Below are 20,295 nucleotides of genomic sequence, written 5' to 3' on the forward strand. Positions count from 1 at the left end.
AAGCTTCTTCCTCCTGTCATGATTTGCTGATATGCCGGACGCTTGCGTAGATAAGATTGATTACATCTGAAATCTCTTTCCACTGCGTTTCATCGGCGCTCAGATAATAATAATTTTTTGTTCCCTCTCTCCGCATTGCGACGATTCCGGCTTCTTTCAGGATCTGCAGATGATGGGAAACGGAAGGCCTCGTTAAATGGGTTTTTTCCGCAATCTCCCCCACCCGGATTCCCGACAGATCACTTTCCAAAAGCACGAGAAGAATCAACTGTCTCGTTTCATCGCCAATAGCGGTGAACGCATTCCGGCAGTCCCGGAACCCGGCCACGATTTTCTGTAAATTTTCTTCACATTCTTTTGCCATTTTTATTCCTCTACATATATTTGACGATTAATTTTTCGCGTTGTACGGAACGTAAGAATTTCACCTCCGGATAGCCCAGCACCAATGTCATGGCGGCACGTTTTCCCTTCGGAATGCCTATTGCCTTCCTGATTTTAGGGGAGGTATTTGCCGCCATTGTGAAAAATCCACTGAATAACACGCCCAGGCCGTTCGCCTCCGCCACAAATTCCATATTCTGTGCGGCGAGGATACCATTCGTTTTATCCCTGGCCAGAATAACAATCACTGTCGGGGCGTTAAAAAAGAAGAAGTGTTCATCGATTTTATTTTTTCGTGCCATGGGGCTGAACAAATCGGCAAACGGCTTTATTTTCCGGAACAGGCTGACAGCCATTTGCTCAATGCGGCCCTTTTCCTTATTGAGTACGACAAAGGAAACGTCCTGCATGTTTTTGGCCGTATGGGTAAGCCTGCCTGCTTCCAGAATCTGGCTGATTACTTCCTTTGGGATTTCTTTTTGTTTAAACTGCCTTATGGATCTTCGGAAACGGATGACGTCCAAAACCTCCTCGGGCTTCAGGCGGAGATCTTCTTTTTTCTCAATTTGTCCGGTATCGTAGCCGCTGATTGAAACGGCCCTCATAGGGCAGACTGCGGTGCATTGCCCGCACATCAGGCAATCGTCCAACAGGGTTACTGCTTTTTTGTCCTTTATCTCTATGCTGTGCGCGGGGCATACCCTGGTGCACATACCGCAGCCAATGCATTTTGACGTATCAATTTCCACTTGATGCTGTTTCATTATCCGGGCTCCTTTCGTTTAAGTTCATTAACCATTATACTATAACGAATCGGTCGGATTATTCAACATCGGTAAAGAAAATCGTTACCAAGCTTTTTATTCGCTCTGTGCTTCCCATGCTCTTTTCAGAAAGAAGGATGCGCCACAATAAAAAAGGATTCCGGCCGCTGTGCGGCTGACGAAATCCTTTTTTTCGGGAATTAATCCGGTATTGGTTTGAATATATAATTATGTTGCAAAAAATATCATGCTATAGCAAACTGATCATTTGAAAACTTTTCAAAATTATTTGTTACAAAAACCGGTTCCTGTAAGCGGAAGGCGACTCTCCCTCCATGCTCTTAAACACCTTGGTAAATACCCTGTAATCATGGAACCCGGCTTCACCTGAAATTTCGCATATACTCTTCCTGGTTGCAGCAAGCAGTGTTTTCGCTTTATCTATGCGGAGCCTTGTCAGGTAATCATGGTATTTCATGCCCAGCTCATTTTTGAACAGCTGGCTGATATAGGATGGATTCATGTGAAACTCATCCGCCAGGCTCTGAAGTGTGATATCCTCTGACAAATGCTGCTGCAGATAGGCTGCCAGCTGGAATACCGGCTTATTGTCTTTTTCTTCCGCCGCCGGCTGCTTTTCCCGGATAAGCTTAAGTTTTACGGCGTCGATTACCTTGCCGAATTCCCTGAAATCAACCGGCTTTAAGATATAATCCGTTATTTGCAGGCGGAGGGCTTCCCGGCAGTATTCAAATTCATCATAGCCGCTTACAATAATGCAGGCACAGTTCTCATTATGGCTCCGAATCATGCGCAGGGCATCCAGGCCGGACATTACCGGGATATTGATATCCATTATGATAATATCCGGCTTATATGTTTTTGCCAGATTGACAGCCATTACCCCGTCGTATGCTTCACAGACGATTTCACAGCCATAGGCCTTCCAGTCAAACAGCCTTTTAAACCCTTCCAATATTGTCACTTCATCATCAACCAGCATCACCTTCAGAGAATTTCCCATGCCTGCCTCCAGTTTAAAAATTATGCCTCTCTCATCAGTGTAACCTTAACCGCGCCGGAAGAATGTCTGCCTTCCAGAGATACTTCAATTATAAATTCCAGCCTGCCGCCGTCAAACATATCCGCATTAAAAACGATTTCAGCTTCAGCCTTTGAGCCGTACAGATTATTCAGGGGGAGCGTAAAGGCCCTTCCGTTTTTCAGTTCCACGCCGGACGGCATATAAACCGTAATCCTGGCCCACTGCTGCTGCCTCATCGTATGAGAATTGGTCACGGTTACTTTTACCTTACGCTCTTCTCCTGCTTTGAAGAAAACGGAATTTTCATAATCAACCATAAGATTAAAGGCAGGGAAGGAATATCTTACCACATAGGGAGACAGGCTGCAAAGCTCTCTGATGGGAAGCGCCTCATCCTTTCCGTTGCCGTTTATTTTAGGCAGATAATCCGTCGTCCTGCTGCAATACAGTGCTTTGCCCTCTTTGCATTCGATTGTCATTCCGCCCTCGGCAAAAATATCGCAGATATCCTGGCCCAGGAACCCGGGGGCTGCCTTCATTACCCGTTCTGTCAGTTCGGTTACCGTGGAGGGCACCCAGATTCCCCCGCTTGTTTTGTCAATACAGAGCGTTGCAATTTTGTCGTCAAGGGGAGCTGTCCATTCCTCCGGAAGGCCTGATGCGCCGGCTATGATTCCCAGTACTGCGCCTAATGTGGCGCATGTGCAGTCCGTATCTTCGCCGCAGGCCACCGCCATGCAGAGGCTTCTGCCGAAATCCTCTCCGCCATATAACCAGCCTGCAATAGTGAATGCCACATTTTCAGGAGCGTCAAAGCCCGGTGCTCCTGTCTCCATCCCTTCATTTCCTTCCACAGGGATTTCACTGAGGGTGCCGCTTTGAATGCCGAAGGTACCGGGAGCCGTGTTATGGATCTGGATGCGGGCTTCCCTGAAATCCGTATGCTTGTCGTAGCATTCCAGAGCCTTCAGGATCGCTTTTGCTGTTGCGCTTTCCTCAGGTATATAGGACAGGGCGATATCTATCAGGGTCCGTTTGTCGCTTTCCACAAAGGCGGCGCTCTGCAGAGCCGCGAAGAAAATTTCACCATACATGCCTTCGCCTTCATGATCGACAATGGCATCCTCGTAGGCATAGCGAGCCGCCAGATCCGGATTGCCGGGAGCCAGGCAGGCCCAGATTTCGGAGCGGATATAGCAGCCGCAGCTGTCCTTATAAGTATTATCGATCAGGCCCGAAAGGGGAGGCTGCAGGCCCGCCCGCAGGTTAGCCTTTCCTGTCCCGTATTCCACCCAGTTGGGAATACAATAGGAAAGCCAGTATTCTCCCAAAACAGAAGCATTTACATTCCTTCCATAACGCTCCACCGCGGCCAGCCAGATAATCTGCAGATCCAGATCATCGTTGGGCGGAGGCCCCATGGACAGATCCTGCGTGTAGAAGGAAATATCGTTTACCTGTCGCTTTCCTTCGAAGGGCGCCCCCAGCACGCCTCCGATGTTTTTTCCTGCCCAGCAGCCCATCACCTTGTCTTTGTAGGTTGCAAAACCCAGTTTCATTTTTTCATACCCTCTCTTTCTAAATTGTTGTTTATTATTAATGTCACCGTTACGCCGCCTTCCGGATTATCCTGATACGACAGGCCCGCCGTATCAGGGTAAAACATTTTCAGCCGCCTTTGTACATTAACAATCCCTATGTGCATTTCTTCCGATCCTGTTTCACAGGATTCATCCCCTGCATTCTTGAGCACATTCTCCAGAAGACTTTTCGTTCCCCGGGACATGCCTGCCCCGTTATCATAAATTTTTATTATAATTTTCTCTTCATTTTCTTCATCGCGGCATACGGAAAGCTTTACTTTCCCGCGGTATACCACCGCACGAAGGCCGTGCATGACGCTGTTCTCTATCAAAGGCTGGAGGATAAAATTAGGCATTTCCACCTGCAGCAGGGTTTCGTCTATTTCGTACTCACAGATAAGCTGCGGATATCTGCAGCACATCAGCTTCAGATATGCCTGTATCAGCCGGATTTCATGGCTTACCGTAACCATCTGGCTGTCCGCCTTTACGCTGAGCCTGAAAAAATCCACCATCTGCATAATCATTGCCGCCACGTCCCGGTCTCCATTCAGCTCCGCCTTTATCCGTATGGTATCCAGCGTATTGTAAAGAAAATGGGGATTGATCTGATTTTTTAAATAAAGCAGTGACATTCTCTGCTGTTTCAGCTCCGCTTCTTTCAGCCGGACCTTTCCCTCATATTCAGATTCAATCAGCTGGTTGATGATATCCATCATATTATTGAAGGAGGCAACCAGTTGGCCTGTTTCATCCTGTGTGGTGACCACAAAACGCATCCCCATATCGTCCTGGTCAAAATGAGCCATTGAATCTGACAGGAATTTCAGCGGCCGCAACATCCTTTTTGTCCCGTGAAAGGTCAGCCATACGGTAATTCCCAGCAAAATAACAAATATGATTACGGTTATACCGATAAAACGCATGGCATCCTTCCATATCAGCCCGACAGCCCTCCTGGTAACGAGGATCATACCGCTGTAATCCGATTTCTGGTAGGTGATAAGCCAGGGCACACCGTTGATATTTTCCTGAAAAACACCGCTGCTGCCGTTCATTTTATAATATATTTCAGGTGCTGCATTTTTCATGTTTTTTCCAAGACATACGGAGGCCTCGTCGCAGACAATGTCTCCCTCCTCCGTGAGCAGCGTATATTCAACCTCATCATCCAGATACTCATTCAGCACATCCCGGATATCCTCCATATTGGTAATGAGTACGATATGCCCTATCTGCTCATTGGGAGAAAAACTTTTAATCCCCCTGACCAGATAAATGCAGTGATTGGTGTATTCATTTTCAAGCCGTCTTAAGCTGTAGCGCATAAAGTCCGGCTGGGTACCCACAACAAGCCGGCATCCGGACACACTTTTTTCCCTTCGTTCCCACTCCTCCATTTTTTTGATAAAGCTACTCATGTCATAATTCCTTCTCTGGGAAGGATCCATGTTGTCCTGCCAGAAAATCAGGGAATCCAGGTCAAAAAGGTAAACGGAATTGATATCTTCCCTTATGGTAATCAGTGAGGTGTATAATTTTCTCAGATATTCCACACTTTCAAGCTGTTTGGCATACTCGTAGGAATTATAGGACTTTAATATTTCCTGGGTCCTTTCATCGGAATAGGTCATGAGGGAAACACGTCCCATATCCTTCAGCTTGTTATCTATGGAACTCAGCGTATTGGAAATATAAACATTCATTTTCTGCTTTTCATTCCCCAGCGTCAGTTGATAATTGATGGATACGGTTGCAATTATCAGGGTGATGAAAATCAGTAGAATAATGCTCACATTCATCCAAGTAATCTTGGCGCTGAGGCTCTTTTGGATCCGAAGTTTGTAAAGAATGCCTTTCATGCTTCCTCTTTTCGGGACTGCTTATCCTTTGATGGCTCCCTGTGTCAGTCCGGCGATTAAAAATCTGGAACCAAAGATGTAAAAAACTGCAATCGGACTCAGACAGATGACCAACGCCGCATACATAACCTCCAGAGGGAAGCCCTGTACTCCTGCCGTCTGTGTAAAACGCAGCGGGACTACCGAAATCGGCTGCAACGCTGTGTCATTTATAAAAATCATTGCCATCTGCAGCTCGTTCCAGGCGGAAAGAAATGTCTGAATCAGCACAAAAGCCAGTCCGGGTACAGCGATAGGCATCATGATGCTTGTAAAAATCCGTCCCTTTCCCGCGCCGTCAATTCGGGCGGATTCCATTAATTCATTGGGCAGCGCATCAAAATAATTTTTCAGTACCATCAAATTAAAGCAGCAGTTCAGGGTTGCGTACGGAAAAATCAGGGAAAAAGGGGTATTATTTATTTTAAGCCCTTTTACGATTTGAAACAATGGGAAAATCAATGCAGAGGTCGGTATCATCATTCCCGTTAAAAGCATATAGTAAATCGCCTTTTTGAAAGGAAAATCCAGCTTGGAAAAGGCAAAAGCCGCCATTGCCGCCACAGCAGATACAATGACAAGGGTACCGAAAACAACCGCGATGCTGGTAAGGAAATTGGGCGCCAGATTTACCGTTTTAAAAACCTGCACATAATTATTGATGCCACTTCCCTGAAAAGAGCGGATTACCATGAGCACCAGCGGAAACAGGAATACCGCGGTAGCCGCCAGACAGATCAGCTGTCCGGTTATTTTAAAAAGTAATGATTTTCTCATCAGCCTGCCAACTCCTTATCCTTATCATTCCGATAATAAAATTTCAGCTGTATCAGCGTTATTATCATTGCAATCAGAAACATCACAACTACAATTGCGGAGGCGGGACCCTGCTTAAACAGATTAAAGGACTGTTTATAAATATAGGTGGAAAAGAATTCCGTCGCATAATTGGGGCCTCCCTTCGTCAGTACATAGGGAAGATCAAAGCATTTCAGCGATCCCAGCATTCCCATAATGAAAAGCGTATAATGGGTGCCACGAAGCAGCGGAAAAGTGATTTTCACAAACTGCTGTATCTGCCCTGCGCCATCAATGGTCGCCGCTTCATAAAGATCCTGAGGAATATTCAGCATGTTTGCGTAGTACATCAGCATACTGTAGCCGGTCCACTGCCAGATATTTACGAAAATAATACATACCAGCGCCCATTTGGGATCGGCCAGCCACTGCTGGCAGAAGCCGTCCAAATGAAGGAACCGCAGGAATACATTCAGATATCCCCTGTTTGTTTCGAAAATTTTGGAAAAAACATTACCTACAATTGCAGGGGTAGCAATTACCGGGATATAAAAAATAATCCGGTAAAATTGCGAAAACTTAAGCTGCCTGATAAAAAAATTGGCAAATACCAACCCGAAAAATGCCTGGATGATTATGGTGAACAACGCAAAAACAACGAAGTTTTTAATAATCTTACGCATTATCGGATCACGAAGAACCGTTTTGTAGTTATCGAATCCCACAAATAATTTTTCGATATTAATCCCATTCCATTCAAAAAAACTGATAACGAAATTGTAACATATAGGATAGACAATAAATATCAGAAACAATATTATGATGGGAAGGATAAACAGGTAGCCTGAATAATCTTTCTTTTTCACGGTTGCCCTTCCTTTCAATACAGCGGCGCCCCTGTCCGGGCACCGCTGCGGGTATTATGGTTATCGGGACTGTGTCTGCGAAGCGGCTTCAATTGTGGCTGCCGCTTCCTCCGGTGTGGCTTCCCCTAAGGCAAGGACCGTCAGCTGGTCACTGATTACCTGTTTCAGATCCGCATAAGCCATTTCACGATAGCCGCCCAGATTATTTTCAGCCTGTTCCAATATGTAAGCCAGGTTGTCAAGCCCATCCTGGTTCATTCCCTGTACCTTCAGATCCAGATCTTTTCTGGAAGGACAATAGGAAAAATAATGGTTTATCAGTATATCCTGTCCCTCATGCAGCATGAAATCGATAAAGGTCCAGGCCGCATCCGCATTCTTAGTGTTTTTATTCATGCACAGACATACGTCAACAGAAGCCGTAACCGGACAGACCTTGCCGTCGTTATTCCAGTCAATCAGAAAAATATCATGGTCCGCGCCTTCCGAATTGAATACCTTATCCTGGTCCGGATCACCGCTTACATAAAAGCCAGCGGCCCAGGAACCATTCTGTATCATGGGAATGCTTCCTTCTTTTTCAAAAAGGTCTGAGGTATCATTATAAACACCCACGCCTAACGCTCCGTCCTGAAAAATCCCTTCCGTAAAGCAGGACTGCCAGATTCTGAAGGATTCCACCAGATCAGGATCGGTAAAAGGCGTTTTTCCCTCAATTGCTGAGTACAGCTTTTCTGAATTGATATCATTTGCCATGCTCATCCATGTATCGATGTTAATCCAGGCATCTTTAGCTCCAATGGTAAGCGGATATTGTCCATTCTCCCTGAGAACCCGGGCGCATTCTTTCAGAGCGTCATAGGAGCCGGGGACTTCCAGACCATATTCCTTAAGCATATTTACATCCGCCCAGGTAAAGCCGGCGTAGGTAAGTCCTAAAGGAAGGCCGTAATAGTGCCCGTCCTCGTTCAGGAGATCCATGCAGAAGTCCATGTATTGTGACTGCCAGTCGGAGCCCCAGGAGTTTTCCGCATATGGAGTCAAATCCATCTCAAAGTCTCTGAATTCCTTGATTGTTGCACCTGTCTGCATTCCGAAAACATCGGCTCCCTCGCCGCTTGCCAGATCAATTTTCAGCTTTTCCACATGATCAGTATAGGGCATATAAACATGATTTACTTTGATGTTGGAATACTTTTCCTCAAAAGCTGCAATGACCTCATCAATAGCTGCCCCTTCACCCGGATTCCATGTCTGGAAATTGATTGTCACCTGCTCCTGCGTTCCTTCGGACTGAGCAGTATTTTTACCAGTGCCCTGCTCAGGAGCTTCGCTTCCCGCGCTCCCTCCTGTCTGGGCAGGGCTGTTTCCGCAACCTGCCGTCAGTGAAGCCGCCATAAGAATTGCTAACACCATACATCCTAACCTTCTCTTCATAACGAATTCCTCCACAATTCAATACATTTGTTTTTAGTTGACAAAATTATTATATAAATTTATTTTGTGCACTTATACCCATTATTTATTGAAATATGTGTTATTTTTTTAGAATTTTATAAGCTGGTGATTATGATTAATTGGCCGCATTGTAAAATTGCTTATAATACAGCCTTTTTGCATATTGTAAGCAAACATTTTTATGAGACGGAAGTTGGTATTTTGATAGAGATATAATACAGGCGGATATATGATATTCTGATGGCGGTATAATCCAGACGGACAAATGATTTTCAGCAGATGAATGTATAATGCAAAAAATACCGGTTCCATTGTCAGGGAACCGGTATTTTTTAAATAAGTCTGTTCTATCATTGATTGTCAACTTGTTATTGTTAGCGAGTCACCGCATTCGCTGTACTGGCCAGCATAAAGTGCTGAACATGTGATAATTAAAATCTGTTTTACGATTCATATATCTCTATTTCCATAAATTTCGGTATTTTGGCTTTGCAACCTTTTCCCCCGGACAATATACGAAGAAACCCTTCTTCCTCCATTTTTACAGCTTCTTTTCTGGACCAGCCGAAATGGCTGCATAACAACTTATCCAGTCTCAGCGATAAGCCATATTGATTGTAAATAGCTACCAGGACTTTTTCCTTGATAAATTCCTGCCCACATTCAGTCGGGGATATTTGTGTCTTTTTATACTGTTTCTGAGACAATTGCGTCTGAAGCAAAGGTAATTTCGTAATCTCTACATCATACTCCACCTGTTCCCACAGCGCTTCCGCCTTGTTCCGGCTTAAAATCTCCTTACAGCAGCCATACTCTAATGCTGTTGTCCTGTCATTTCGCTGGAAACGTTCGTACAGCCTTCTGTCCAGGAAACCGGGAGAGATCCTTGTATAAATATCCAGATTCCAGCTAAAATTACATTTTTCACACCGGTAGATAAGCCACACATCTATTTTATTACCATTGGCATTTATCCGGAAGCTTTCACTGCTGTGAAATGCCGTTTTCCGACGGCATCCCGGACAGTTTCTGATGATTTCAGGTGCGGTTTTAGGCACTATGGCCCATTTTTCTATTTTCATAAGCTTGTCTGCATCTCCTTATTGTGTCTGATTGACATATACGGAAGCAGAAGCTATTTTATATTTTTAAGTCGATAAACTGTTCAATATCTTCACAGTTATTATATTTCATACAATAGCTTCTGCTATGCATGAAAAATATCTTCTGTCATAAATCGATCCTCCCTCTTGGGAAAAGAACAGTCCTTACCGGCAACAATTCAGATAACCGGACTGTTGCTTTAACTATTCTTTTTTCCCTGTATTTGCCGGCTTTTGTATTGTAACATTTCAAACCGGCTGCGGCGCTCCCAAATTCTTTTCTGAAAAAATGATGCGCCAAGCTGACAGTTCAAGGAACTGAACAGTCATGGCTGAACAAAAAAAAGGATCCCGTCCCGCCCTGCGGTTTACGAAATCCTTTCCCCTCCGGCTGCTCATGCCGGTCTCTTTTTCTCTTTTGCAATAATTCTCTGGATACTTTTTTCAGAAAGAAAATACTTCATGGATAATGTATCCGTTTTCATGCCTGACAGATAGTCCTCATAAATCCGGCGGTTCCTCTCATCCATTTCCCGGCGGTAATCCGTGGATTCTCCCCAGCATTTCCTGTTTTCTTCTTTCCTTGGTATATAAATATATTCTCCGTCCACATATTGCTGTATCAGTGCCACCACCTCCGGCGGCAATATTTTTTCTGCCTTTCTGTAGCCCATTCTGCCCTCCTGAAAAGTCAAATCCCCCGCAGTAAGCTGCGGACATTTGATTCCCTCGGCAGAAGCCAATTGGATATATAACCTGGCAGTGTTCACTGCATATCCGGCCGGCCTGCTGTCCGCGGGAATAGTTTCCCGGATGAGCAAAGGCTATTACAAGTCTTTCATATTATATGATTTATTGTCTGCAATAGCCTTTGCTATGCAGAATATATATCTGTAGTCATACAACAACCACCCTCCTTTTGCCTTAACCTTTCCTCATTATATACTATGGTGCTGCATCAGTCCAGCAAGAACTGATGCTACATTCCTCTGCTCCTGTATTCCTTAGGCGTCATCCCCGCCGCGTCCCGGAAAACACGGTTAAAGCTTCTCTGGCTTTCAAAACCTGCATCTTCCCATATTTCCGTCAGCGGCTTTCCGGTGGTGCGTATGAGCTGCATGGCATATTCCAGGCGGATACGGTTCAGGTATTCCCGGAAGCTCATCTGCAGGCGGCCGGAAAAGGTATGGGACAGGTAGTATTTATTAACATGCAGCTTCTTTGCCAGCTCTTCCAGGGTCAGAGGCTCCTGGAAATGCTCCATAATGTATTGTACCAGACGATAGGTCAGATCCATATTTTCCGGGCTTTCATCTTCGCAAAGCGTCAGGCGGGGAAACAGATACGCCAGTACCACCTGGATCCAGGCGCCGCACAGGCCCGGATCAGAGTTTATTTCTTTTTTGCACAGCCGTCTGAAAGCAAGGGCGGCATCCGCTGGGATATCCTTTTTCCCCAAAAAAGGATTGGCAGGATAATATTTCCGGATGCTTCCCGCATAAGCTCCGGCGATGGCCGAACCGAAAATCAAAAGAAGCGCTTTGCATGTATGCTCCGTCGTATAGCTGTGTACCCGCTCGGGGAAAATAACCGCGCATTCGCCGCTTTGCAGCAATCTTGTTTCCCCCATAACGGAAACCCGGATTTCCCCTTCCATGCAATAAAGCATTTCCACATCATCATGCAGATGCGCCGGAAAATTCATATTGTCCGATACACCGATCTGAAGCCTGCCGCTCCGCCTTTCATAAAAAGGATTCATTCCCCTTCTCCCTCCCGGAATATTGCCTGTGGCTGGAATGACCGCAATTTATGGCCACTAATGTTTTAGTTATGGCAATCATTATACGCGCCGTCCTGCTATAATACAAGCATAATCAAGAAAAGCGGAGGATTTGCTATGACAGAGAAAAATGTTTTGATTTTCCAGGGCGGATGGGATGGCCATGAACCGGTCAAGGTCGCCGCAAGATTTGCGAAGCTGATGGAGAAAAACGGCTACACATGCAAGATTTACGACAATCAGGAGGTGCTTCTTGATCTGGATCTGCTGATGCGTCAGGATCTTATTATTCCCTGCTGGACAATGGGCAAGATCGATGCCGCAGCAAGGGCAAACATTGTGAAGGCCGTAGCGGCCGGCACCGGACTTGCCGGATGCCACGGTGGGATGTGCGATGCGTTCCGTGAGGATGTGGAATGGCAATTTATGACTGGTGGACAGTGGGTAAGCCATCCCGGCGGCGATGGCATCTCCTATCAGGTTAATATCTGCAAGGGATCCAGCCCTATTGTGGAAGGCCTGGAGGATTTCCCGGTATGCAGCGAACAATATTATCTGCATGTGGATCCGGCGGTAGAGGTGCTTGCAACCACACGTTTCCCCATTGTTCCCTACTATCATATTTCCAATAAAGAAGTGGATATGCCTGTAGCCTGGACAAAATTCTGGGGCAACGGCCGGGTGTTCTATAATTCGCTGGGACATCACGATGACGTTTTTGAAAAATCCCCTGAGGCACAGATTCTTATGGAGCGCGGTATGCTTTGGGCAGCTCAGGGTAAAGAATATGCCTCAGAGCACAAGCTGACCACGGAGCGGTTTGAAAATACGGCAAAAATGTATTGATATCCGGATATTCCCCAGCAGGCCAGCGCAGTATCTGTGACGGAACTGAGCCGTTATGATACCTGTAATAATTCAACTATCTGAACCGATACATAGCATTGCCGGAAAGGAGTAATTATGGAAAAAGTAAGAATCGGCATTCTGGGACTGGGTGCCATCAGCGGAATTTATCTGAAAAATCTGACCGGGCTGTTTAAGGAAGTGGAGGTAATCGGCGTTTATGACCTTATTCCGGAAAAAACAGCACAGGCCCAGAAAGAATATGGAATCCCCAAAGCCTATACCTCTATGGAAGAAATGCTTCAGGATGAGGAGGTGGAAATCGTCCTTAACCTCACCCGCCCCTTTGAACATTATGCCACCACCAAAGCGGCTCTTCTGGCGGGAAAGCACGTATACAGTGAAAAGCCGCTGGCGGCCACTCTGGAAGAAGGCAAGGAGCTGGTTGCCCTGGCCCGGGAAAAAGGACTGCTTCTCGCAGGAGCGCCTGATACCTTCATGGGGGCGGCGATCCAGACCTGCCGTAAGCTCATTGACGATGGCTTTATCGGCCGGCCCATAGGCGCAACAGCGCAGATGATCTGCCATGGGCATGAGAGCTGGCATCCGGCACCTGCCTTTTACTATCAGTACGGAGGCGGCCCCATGATGGATATGGGTCCCTATTATATGACTGCACTGGTCAACCTTCTGGGCGGAGTTAAAGGATTGACCGGATTGACTGCAAAATCCTTTGAAACGCGCACCATTACCAGCGAACCCCAGTGCGGTACTGTAATTCCGGTGGAGGTTCCAACCCATGTAAATGGTATCCTTCAGTTCGTAAACGGTGCGGTAGCTACTGTTACCACCACCTTTGACGTGTATTATGACAGACAGGATAAACTTGAAATCTATGGGACACAAGGCACCCTGCGCGTTCCTGATCCCAACTGCTTCGGCGGGAGCATCACTCTCCTGCGCCCTGAAGACGGCAGCTTCAAGGAAATTCCTTTGGCCTTCGATTATCAGGAAAACAGCCGCGGCCTGGGTGTCGCCGATATGGCAAAAGCACTTCGCACCGGAAGGGCCTGCAGGGCAGACTGCAGCCAGACTCTGCATGTACTGGAAATCATGACCGCTTTTGAAAAAAGCAGCCTTGAGGGCCGCTATCTGGAACTGGAAACCACCTATGAGAGAGGCCCTGCCATGGCTCATAACCCTGTCCGCGGCATCCTCGATTAATGTTCTTCATTGACCGGTTTGGTAAATCATAAAGTGCCTGCTCTCCTGGTTTTCCGGGAAGGCAGGCACTTATCTTTCAGCAGATTTTCAGGTATGCTGGTAATAATCCAGAAATTATTCAAACTTTTTTCTTATCATTATCCTAACATAGATCCAAGTCTCCAGCACTGTGTAAGCTGCCATCCAGAAGAAATAAATCCACAGCCTGGAAAAATGAAAGTATTCCTCAGCACAATAATTAACACTTAAATCATATACCGGCGGCAGAACCCAGGTCACCAGACGTACGGCAGCGAACTTTTCGCCCACAGCCCCTTTAAGGACTATAATCAGTCCCATTAACACACTGAGAATCAAGGCTGTTTCTCTCTTATGGAAAATCCTCCTGTTGGCAAAAAGTCCCGTAATGCCTCCACTGATCCCTATAATCCAGAAAAGGAAAAAAGCGCTGATGATATCTGCAGCGGTCAGAGGTCTCATAAACAACCCTTTTTTATTCACCAGATCGCATAAAAAAGGATACACCGCGCTGACAGCGGCAGTCTCCAGACTGATATAAGCCACCAGAAGGCACCGGCCGCCAAACAGCAGCCCTTTTTCCTCCGTTTTGATAAATACGGTCTGATCAATCATGGGAAAGATAATATCCTCATACATAACCCCCATGGCAAGCATCAGGAGAAATACCACAAGGGAACAGATGCTGAAGCTGTCAAGTACATACTGGGGCGCCATAGAATAGGCTAAACCCAGATAAAAAAACAAAAGGATGGCCGGAAGGATCATCCGGCTGCTGTGCTTATATTTTTCCCTTTCATAACGGAAGATTTCCAGAAGATGTGCCGCCCGGGTAAAACGCTTTGAACCTGGAGCATTCGTTTCAGCTGTCATGTCTCATCCGCCTCCTCATATCTGACAATATGCCACTGCTTTTCCAGGCAGATTCCGAACAGCTTATCCGCCAGAGCGGTATCGGCCTCTATTCTGCAGATTGTCCCAAAATCCGTAATATTCCAGCCTTCTTCAGGAAGACATTGCTTCAGGATTTCCATTACACCCTGCCTGCTGCAGGGCTTAAAGAGAAGGCTGCATTGTTTTCTGTGTGTTCCATACACATAGGGAATGCCGTCAGCCAGCTCTCCTTCTTTGATCTCATAAATCCGGTCAGCCAGCTCTTCAATGAGATAGGTTTCATGGCAGGCCATAATCAGCGCCATTCCCTTTTCTTTTCTCTCTCGCAGCTCCTGTATCAGGGTCATCTGGGACAGCGTATCCTGTCCGGAAAGGGGTTCATCCAGAAACATCAGATCTCTTTTCCCAAGCAGAGCCTGAATCACCGCCGCCTTCTGCAGCGTTCCTTTGGAAAGATATTTCATGGGAGTTTTCAGCATGGTCTCCAGATGAAACTGATGCAGATAATGCGCCATACGGTCACGGCCTTCTCTTTCCGTTTCCATAAGATACATATGCTCCATGAACTTTCCAAGTGTCATATTGATCTTCTCATAACGGTCGGGAATGAAGGCCATGCGGGTTCCTGCCTGCAGGCTCACTTCTCCTGAGGATGGATTGCTGAGGCCGGCCAGAATCCGCAGCAGCGTGCTTTTTCCGCAGCCATTTACGCCCACAAGGCCAACAGCTTCCCCTCTTTGCGCCTGTAGTGAAATATCTTTCAGTACAGTTTTGTCATCGTATTTCTTTCTGATATTACTTGCCTCAATAATAAATTGTCCCACGCTCTTTCTCCTGCCGTTTTCTGCTGGCGGTAATCAATTACCGATTATTACTTTTTCTCCCGTTTGAAAATCTTCTCTGCCAGCATAATGAATGCGGTTCCAAAGGAAAACAATACCAGAACGGCAATTGCGATGCGCAGCAGAAAAAGTCCGAATTCATGGGAATCATTCCATTTATCATTAATGCAGTAAAAAACATCATCCATGGGAACATCATATTCATAGCAGATTCCATCAAGGCTGCCCTTCGCCTGCATATTAAGCGGTATTTTCCGGCCGACGGGCAGGGTGATTTCTTTTCCCATTTTCAGCTTCCTTGCCTCTTCCATCGGCAGCTGGGCCAGTATGTACGATTCATCCGGCAGCTGAAGCAGATAGAATTCCCCATATTCGTTGAAAACGTCCAATGCTGTATTGGTTATTACAGGCGCTTTCCAGCCGCCTCTGTTTCTGCGTGTCGGGGTGGTGTATGCGTCAACCCAGGGATGAAGGGCACCTACTCCTGTGGATATAATGCCCACAGGCTGTATCGTTATATAGTCAGTTGCCCAGGCTTCCTCCCAGCTATGTCCGTCCTCAATGAGGGGGATATCCCCGCCGGCAGGCCTGCCGATGTAATCCTCAGGAAGGCCGCCCTCAGTCATGGACAGGGTAACAGGCTCCTCCTTGCCCCGCATCAGATATTCCAGCCCGATATTTTTTCCTACATATACAGCCAGTACTATGGCTGCAATCACAAGTACGAAATCCAGTATTTTTAAAAACTTATCCATAGATTATTCTCCTGCGGTCTGCAGATCCTTTCTGATATTACCGGTGCTACCTGCCCCAGTTCATTTCCTCCCATTGTTCCGTCAGGGGACGGAATGGCTCATAAGGGAGAATATAAGTCCCTTTCAGATATTCTTCTCCCCTCACCTGAAGGAAATCCTTGATCCGCACCTGTCTTTCATCACATTTGGTACAGGTGAAAACCTCAAGCCAGCATGCGCGCCGTCCTGTGGGGATCTGCTCCTTTCCCGCAATCGGCTTCATATTCCTGCTCAGATACCCCTCGGGATCCCCATACTCCTGCTCAAAAGAGGCAGGTATCAGGAACAGATAAGTACGGGTAGAAGATTTTACAGCAGGAGCCTGGCATTTCCGGCAGAGAATTTTGCCTTCCGTATCGGCGGCAAGCGCACGTATCAGGGAAATGACGCCAAAAACCGCAATTACTGCCGCTATAACGAAGAGAATTTCCGGCATATAATATAACCAGCCCATTGCTACATCCTTCCTTCCGCCCTGGCCTTTGCCGCCTTCAGTATTTCCACGAAGGCATCGGCCTTAGATACCGCCTCAGCACCTATTCCGGATTTCGTACTCACCACCCGGTTGGTCAGAAGGGTCGGCATGGTTATTTTTTTACCATCCAGATAAAAAACAAAACGTATCCCTGTCATGGCGGAAGCGATTGTTTCAATACGGTCAATGCGGGAGGCATTGAAAATCTGGATTTTAAAAGGATTGTAGGAAGAAATAAAGCCAATCACGCCGTTTGTCATGTCGATATAGAGAATTCCGCCTCTCCCCTGAAAAGAGCTGTCAAACCGGTAAGGAAGCGAGTCAACCTCCTTCGCCGTCTTTTTTACAAACAGGCTCGAAAAATTACCCCATGCAATCATCATCAGCATGATAATCCAGATCATAATTCCGAAAATAAGCGACATAGCGAGAACCAGATCCACTCTGATCTCACCCATAACAATACACATGATTAATGATGCGACCAACGGGAGGATAATCCCTGCTGCCAGCACAAGCAGGATATAGCTCCTGCCCACTCTTTCAAATTTTTCTGTTTCCTTGTCCCTCATTGTCTTTTTTCCTTTCTTCTTTAGTAAATGCAAAGCATGCCCTGTGCCAGAGTCCTGCCCCGGCAAAAATATACCGGCATGCACTGGCAGCCGGCATATTTTTGCTCATTGCAAGGACTATTATACCATTTTCTGAATGCATACAGCAATTACTTATTTCTTAAAGATCCTTTAAGAATATTTGCTATATCATTTGAAAGTTATACATGTTACACATTGAAAATGTTATTTCTGCGCAATCAGAAGAAATGACAGAGGGAACCCTTTTTTATCATATGCTTCCGTTAAACCGATATCGTAGTCATACTCATTCAGTTTGCATACATTCATTTTCGAAAAGCAGACCGCATTGATAATGTCGGACATGGTGTGTGAAAAACTGGTAAAGGTTTTGGAGACATATTGCTCCGACATATATCCCATTCCTTCATTTTCGATCCATGGTTCCCTCCTGAAATAAGAATAGGCAATCTGATTCAGGTGCTTTTCATCAAATGCAGGCTCACCGGGCATGGCCAGCATATTCATAAGAGGATGATAATCATGGATAAGAAGAATGCCGCCCGGCCTCAGGCAGTCCGCCACTTTGGAAAATAGCTGCTCAAGATCCTCAAACCAGGTAATTGCACCGATGGTGAACATCACAAAATCAAAGCGGTTGTTGTATTCCTCCGGTATTTCCAGAATGTTGCAGGCAGTAAACCGGCAATTGTCAATTTCGGCCTTTTGAGCCGTATCGCGGGCCTGACCGATTATGTTTTCCGCAATATCAAAGCCATAGCCCTCCTTTGCGCCAAGCTGCATCAGAGAAAGCAGTTCCCGCCCATTGTTGCAGCAAAACTGCGCTGCTGTTTTCCCTTTAAAATCCATGGCTTCCAGCTCTTTTGCCAAATCAGGGCAAAAAAAGGGAAGGTGTTCATTCATCAGCCTTTCGTAGTTTTCTTCTCCCCATCCGGGAAGTTTGTGTTCGAAGGCCTCTTCCCAGGCCTTTTTGTTTTCATTAAAATAATTCATTTATTTTCTCCAATTCTGGTTATTAGTATATATATATTTGCATGTTTATAACAGCGCTTAATTACTGTTTCTTCCCTTCTGCATATTATTGGTAGTATTGTGCCTGAGCATTCCATAATTCATAGTATTTTCCATTCCTGTTTTGAAGAAGCTCATCATGTGTTCCGCACTGAATAATTTTTCCTTGATCGAATACCAATATCCTTTTGCAAAATCTGCAGGATGAAAGTCTGTGTGAAATGAATATGGCTGCTTTTGTACCGACAATCTGATTAAATTTGCTATAAATTTCAGATTCTGCAATTGGATCAAGAGCTGCAGTAGGCTCATCAAAAATAATAAAAGGGGCATCTTTATAGAAAGCTCTTGCAATTGCAAGCTTCTGCTCTTCTCCGCCTGAGATTTCCAGACCTTCAGCATCTATATTTTTAAATAGATACTGGTTAAGCTTTTCAGGCAGGCTTTCAGTCTTCTCATTAAGACCAGCCTTCGCTAGCGCATCCCATACTCTGTTTTCATCATAATGGACAGAAGCTGCAACATTTTCTCCTATTGGGAATGCAAAGATCCTGAAATCCTGAAATACAACAGAGAATAGTTCAAGGTATGCATCACGATCATAATTATTAATCCTGATCCCATTCAAAGTGATATATCCTTCCTGAGGCTGATAAAACCCACATAACAATTTTATCATTGTCGTTTTACCGGAACCATTTACTCCAACAACAGCGGTCTGGCTGTTTGATGTTATCCTAAAAGATATATTTTTTAATGCATATTCATCTGCTGAGGGATATTTAAAGCTTACATTATGAAATTCTATTTCCCAGCCCTTTTGTGCTTTTGGAATCAGACCTTCTTTGGACGATATCTTCGATATATCAATATATTCATACAAAACTTTCAGATAATCATTATTACTGATGATCTGTGATACCGAAACAAAAAGATTTTGAATAGAAGAAATCAGAATTACGATGGACGCGTAGCTTTGAGATACATTACCTAAACTGATATATCCTTTAAGTGCTCTTAAACCAATAACAACATATGTAAATCCACCAATAAATGTTGAAATGATTACATTGGTACCAAAATACTTTTGTGTCAGTCCGGATCTTCTGATTAAGATATTCATCCAGGGTTTGCGGGCTTTATTCCACAATTCATCAATAATTAAATCTCTTTGTTTAAAGATACGTATATCTTTGGCAGCCTTATCATCCTCCATGTAATTAAAATGGTAATAATCAACATAGCGGTTCGTGGCACAATTTTTATAAAGGCCAAATTCCTCCTTGCTTTCTTTGCGAGAATTTCTTACAGTCAATGCAATACACCCAATTATAATTAAAGTGTATAAAAAGCCGGCTCCAAATGAAGAAAAAAGATTACTTTTCCCAGATGTTTTTATAAGAACTCTTGCAATGATAATCACTGCAGTTATAAATGAGATACTGTTAGCTGCCATACTTGTAATCAGGTCAATGATACTTGTAATCCCTCCATTTGTCATAAACATGGAGCCCACAATCTTGGAATGAAGCTCATTATACTTTGGATCTTCCATTTTGTCATAATCTAATTTCAGCTTAAGGTTATTCAGAAATTTTTTGAATTCATGATGAAACGACACATTCATAATATTTATCTTTTCTTGCAAAAAGATAGATAATATATTGAAAAACAAAGTGCCTGATATTACAATAAGAACACAGCAAATTAATACATCAGAATTTCTCTCTCCGGCCAATTCGTCAATAATCAAAGCTGACAAACAGATTGCTATATAAGGAGTTAAGGCATCTATAAATGCTTTTATTAAATTGATATTTAACATATTAGGCGATAATTGTGAAATTATGGATAAAGCCCTCTTTATTAAACCTATATTCTCAGAAAAACTGCTCTTCTCTCCTTTCATTCTT

20 protein-coding genes are annotated in these 20,295 nt (G+C 45.0%); 2 read left to right on the forward strand and 18 right to left on the reverse strand.

Going from position 1 to position 20,295, the window contains the following annotated elements; translation table 11 throughout:
- Positions 1–16 precede the first annotated feature (16 nt).
- The 11 genes from DXC51_RS03360 to DXC51_RS03415 form a co-directional block, all read right to left on the reverse strand.
- The gene (locus tag DXC51_RS03360; RefSeq protein ID WP_021635781.1) at positions 17–364 is read right to left on the reverse strand and encodes an ArsR/SmtB family transcription factor; all 348 of its coding nucleotides are present in this window, start codon (positions 362–364) and stop codon (positions 17–19) included.
- A 10-nt stretch (positions 365–374) separates the two neighbouring features.
- Positions 375–1,148 (reverse strand): nitroreductase family protein, encoded by a 774-nt coding sequence (locus tag DXC51_RS03365; protein ID WP_117543694.1) that lies wholly within the window; start codon positions 1,146–1,148, stop codon positions 375–377.
- Positions 1,149–1,440: 292 nt separating this feature from the next.
- On the reverse strand, positions 1,441–2,172 hold the full coding sequence (locus tag DXC51_RS03370) for a response regulator transcription factor (RefSeq protein ID WP_117530511.1): 732 nt from the start codon (positions 2,170–2,172) through the stop codon (positions 1,441–1,443).
- 20 nt (positions 2,173–2,192) lie between these two features.
- The gene (locus tag DXC51_RS03375; RefSeq protein WP_025489819.1) at positions 2,193–3,752 is read right to left on the reverse strand and encodes an ADP-ribosylglycohydrolase family protein; all 1,560 of its coding nucleotides are present in this window, start codon (positions 3,750–3,752) and stop codon (positions 2,193–2,195) included.
- Positions 3,749–5,638 carry a cache domain-containing sensor histidine kinase gene (locus DXC51_RS03380; RefSeq protein WP_117543696.1) on the reverse strand — a complete coding sequence of 630 codons (1,890 nt, stop codon included), beginning with the start codon at positions 5,636–5,638 and terminating at the stop codon, positions 3,749–3,751. Before DXC51_RS03380 ends, DXC51_RS03375 begins: the two co-directional genes overlap by 4 nt.
- A 21-nt stretch (positions 5,639–5,659) precedes the next feature.
- Positions 5,660–6,454: a carbohydrate ABC transporter permease gene (locus DXC51_RS03385; RefSeq protein ID WP_117543698.1), complete on the reverse strand. Its 795-nt coding sequence runs from the start codon at positions 6,452–6,454 to the stop codon at positions 5,660–5,662.
- Positions 6,454–7,341 carry a carbohydrate ABC transporter permease gene (locus DXC51_RS03390; protein ID WP_117530572.1) on the reverse strand — a complete coding sequence of 296 codons (888 nt, stop codon included), beginning with the start codon at positions 7,339–7,341 and terminating at the stop codon, positions 6,454–6,456. Before DXC51_RS03390 ends, DXC51_RS03385 begins: the two co-directional genes overlap by 1 nt.
- 60 nt (positions 7,342–7,401) lie before the next feature.
- Entirely contained in the window at positions 7,402–8,778 is a 1,377-nt protein-coding gene (locus tag DXC51_RS03395) for an ABC transporter substrate-binding protein (RefSeq protein ID WP_117543700.1), read from the reverse strand.
- A 464-nt stretch (positions 8,779–9,242) separates the two neighbouring features.
- A complete protein-coding gene (locus DXC51_RS03405) occupies positions 9,243–9,881 on the reverse strand; it encodes a DUF1062 domain-containing protein (RefSeq protein WP_117543704.1) in 639 nt (212 codons plus the stop codon).
- A gap of 416 nt (positions 9,882–10,297) precedes the next feature.
- The gene (locus tag DXC51_RS03410; RefSeq protein ID WP_025489812.1) at positions 10,298–10,576 is read right to left on the reverse strand and encodes a CD3324 family protein; all 279 of its coding nucleotides are present in this window, start codon (positions 10,574–10,576) and stop codon (positions 10,298–10,300) included.
- A gap of 305 nt (positions 10,577–10,881) precedes the next feature.
- On the reverse strand, positions 10,882–11,664 hold the full coding sequence (locus tag DXC51_RS03415) for an AraC family transcriptional regulator (protein WP_117543706.1): 783 nt from the start codon (positions 11,662–11,664) through the stop codon (positions 10,882–10,884).
- A 138-nt stretch (positions 11,665–11,802) separates the two neighbouring features.
- Here DXC51_RS03415 and DXC51_RS03420 point away from each other — a divergent pair, with 138 nt between their 5' ends.
- On the forward strand, positions 11,803–12,531 hold the full coding sequence (locus tag DXC51_RS03420; protein WP_021635790.1) for a ThuA domain-containing protein: 729 nt from the start codon (positions 11,803–11,805) through the stop codon (positions 12,529–12,531).
- A 117-nt stretch (positions 12,532–12,648) separates the two neighbouring features.
- Positions 12,649–13,755, forward strand: a complete 1,107-nt coding sequence (locus DXC51_RS03425; RefSeq protein ID WP_025489809.1) for a Gfo/Idh/MocA family protein — start codon at positions 12,649–12,651, stop codon at positions 13,753–13,755.
- A 114-nt stretch (positions 13,756–13,869) separates the two neighbouring features.
- Here DXC51_RS03425 and DXC51_RS03430 read toward each other — a convergent pair whose 3' ends face one another.
- From DXC51_RS03430 to DXC51_RS03460, 7 genes are all read right to left on the reverse strand, one after another.
- Positions 13,870–14,646, reverse strand: coding sequence for a hypothetical protein (locus DXC51_RS03430; protein ID WP_117543708.1), 777 nt, complete (start codon positions 14,644–14,646; stop codon positions 13,870–13,872).
- Entirely contained in the window at positions 14,643–15,491 is an 849-nt protein-coding gene (locus tag DXC51_RS03435; protein ID WP_117543710.1) for an ATP-binding cassette domain-containing protein, read from the reverse strand. The genes DXC51_RS03430 and DXC51_RS03435 overlap by 4 nt, the downstream gene beginning before the upstream one ends.
- Before the next feature lie 47 nt (positions 15,492–15,538).
- A complete protein-coding gene (locus DXC51_RS03440; RefSeq protein WP_117543712.1) occupies positions 15,539–16,264 on the reverse strand; it encodes a hypothetical protein in 726 nt (241 codons plus the stop codon).
- A 46-nt stretch (positions 16,265–16,310) separates the two neighbouring features.
- Positions 16,311–16,757 carry a hypothetical protein gene (locus tag DXC51_RS03445; protein WP_117543714.1) on the reverse strand — a complete coding sequence of 149 codons (447 nt, stop codon included), beginning with the start codon at positions 16,755–16,757 and terminating at the stop codon, positions 16,311–16,313.
- A gap of 2 nt (positions 16,758–16,759) precedes the next feature.
- Positions 16,760–17,350 (reverse strand): hypothetical protein, encoded by a 591-nt coding sequence (locus DXC51_RS03450; RefSeq protein WP_117543716.1) that lies wholly within the window; start codon positions 17,348–17,350, stop codon positions 16,760–16,762.
- Positions 17,351–17,575: 225 nt separating this feature from the next.
- Entirely contained in the window at positions 17,576–18,364 is a 789-nt protein-coding gene (locus DXC51_RS03455; protein WP_117543718.1) for a class I SAM-dependent methyltransferase, read from the reverse strand.
- Between the two features lie 85 nt (positions 18,365–18,449).
- Entirely contained in the window at positions 18,450–20,291 is a 1,842-nt protein-coding gene (locus DXC51_RS03460) for an ABC transporter ATP-binding protein (RefSeq protein ID WP_243003127.1), read from the reverse strand.
- Between the last annotated feature and the right edge of the window lie 4 nt (positions 20,292–20,295).

Source organism: Eisenbergiella massiliensis (assembly GCF_003435485.1).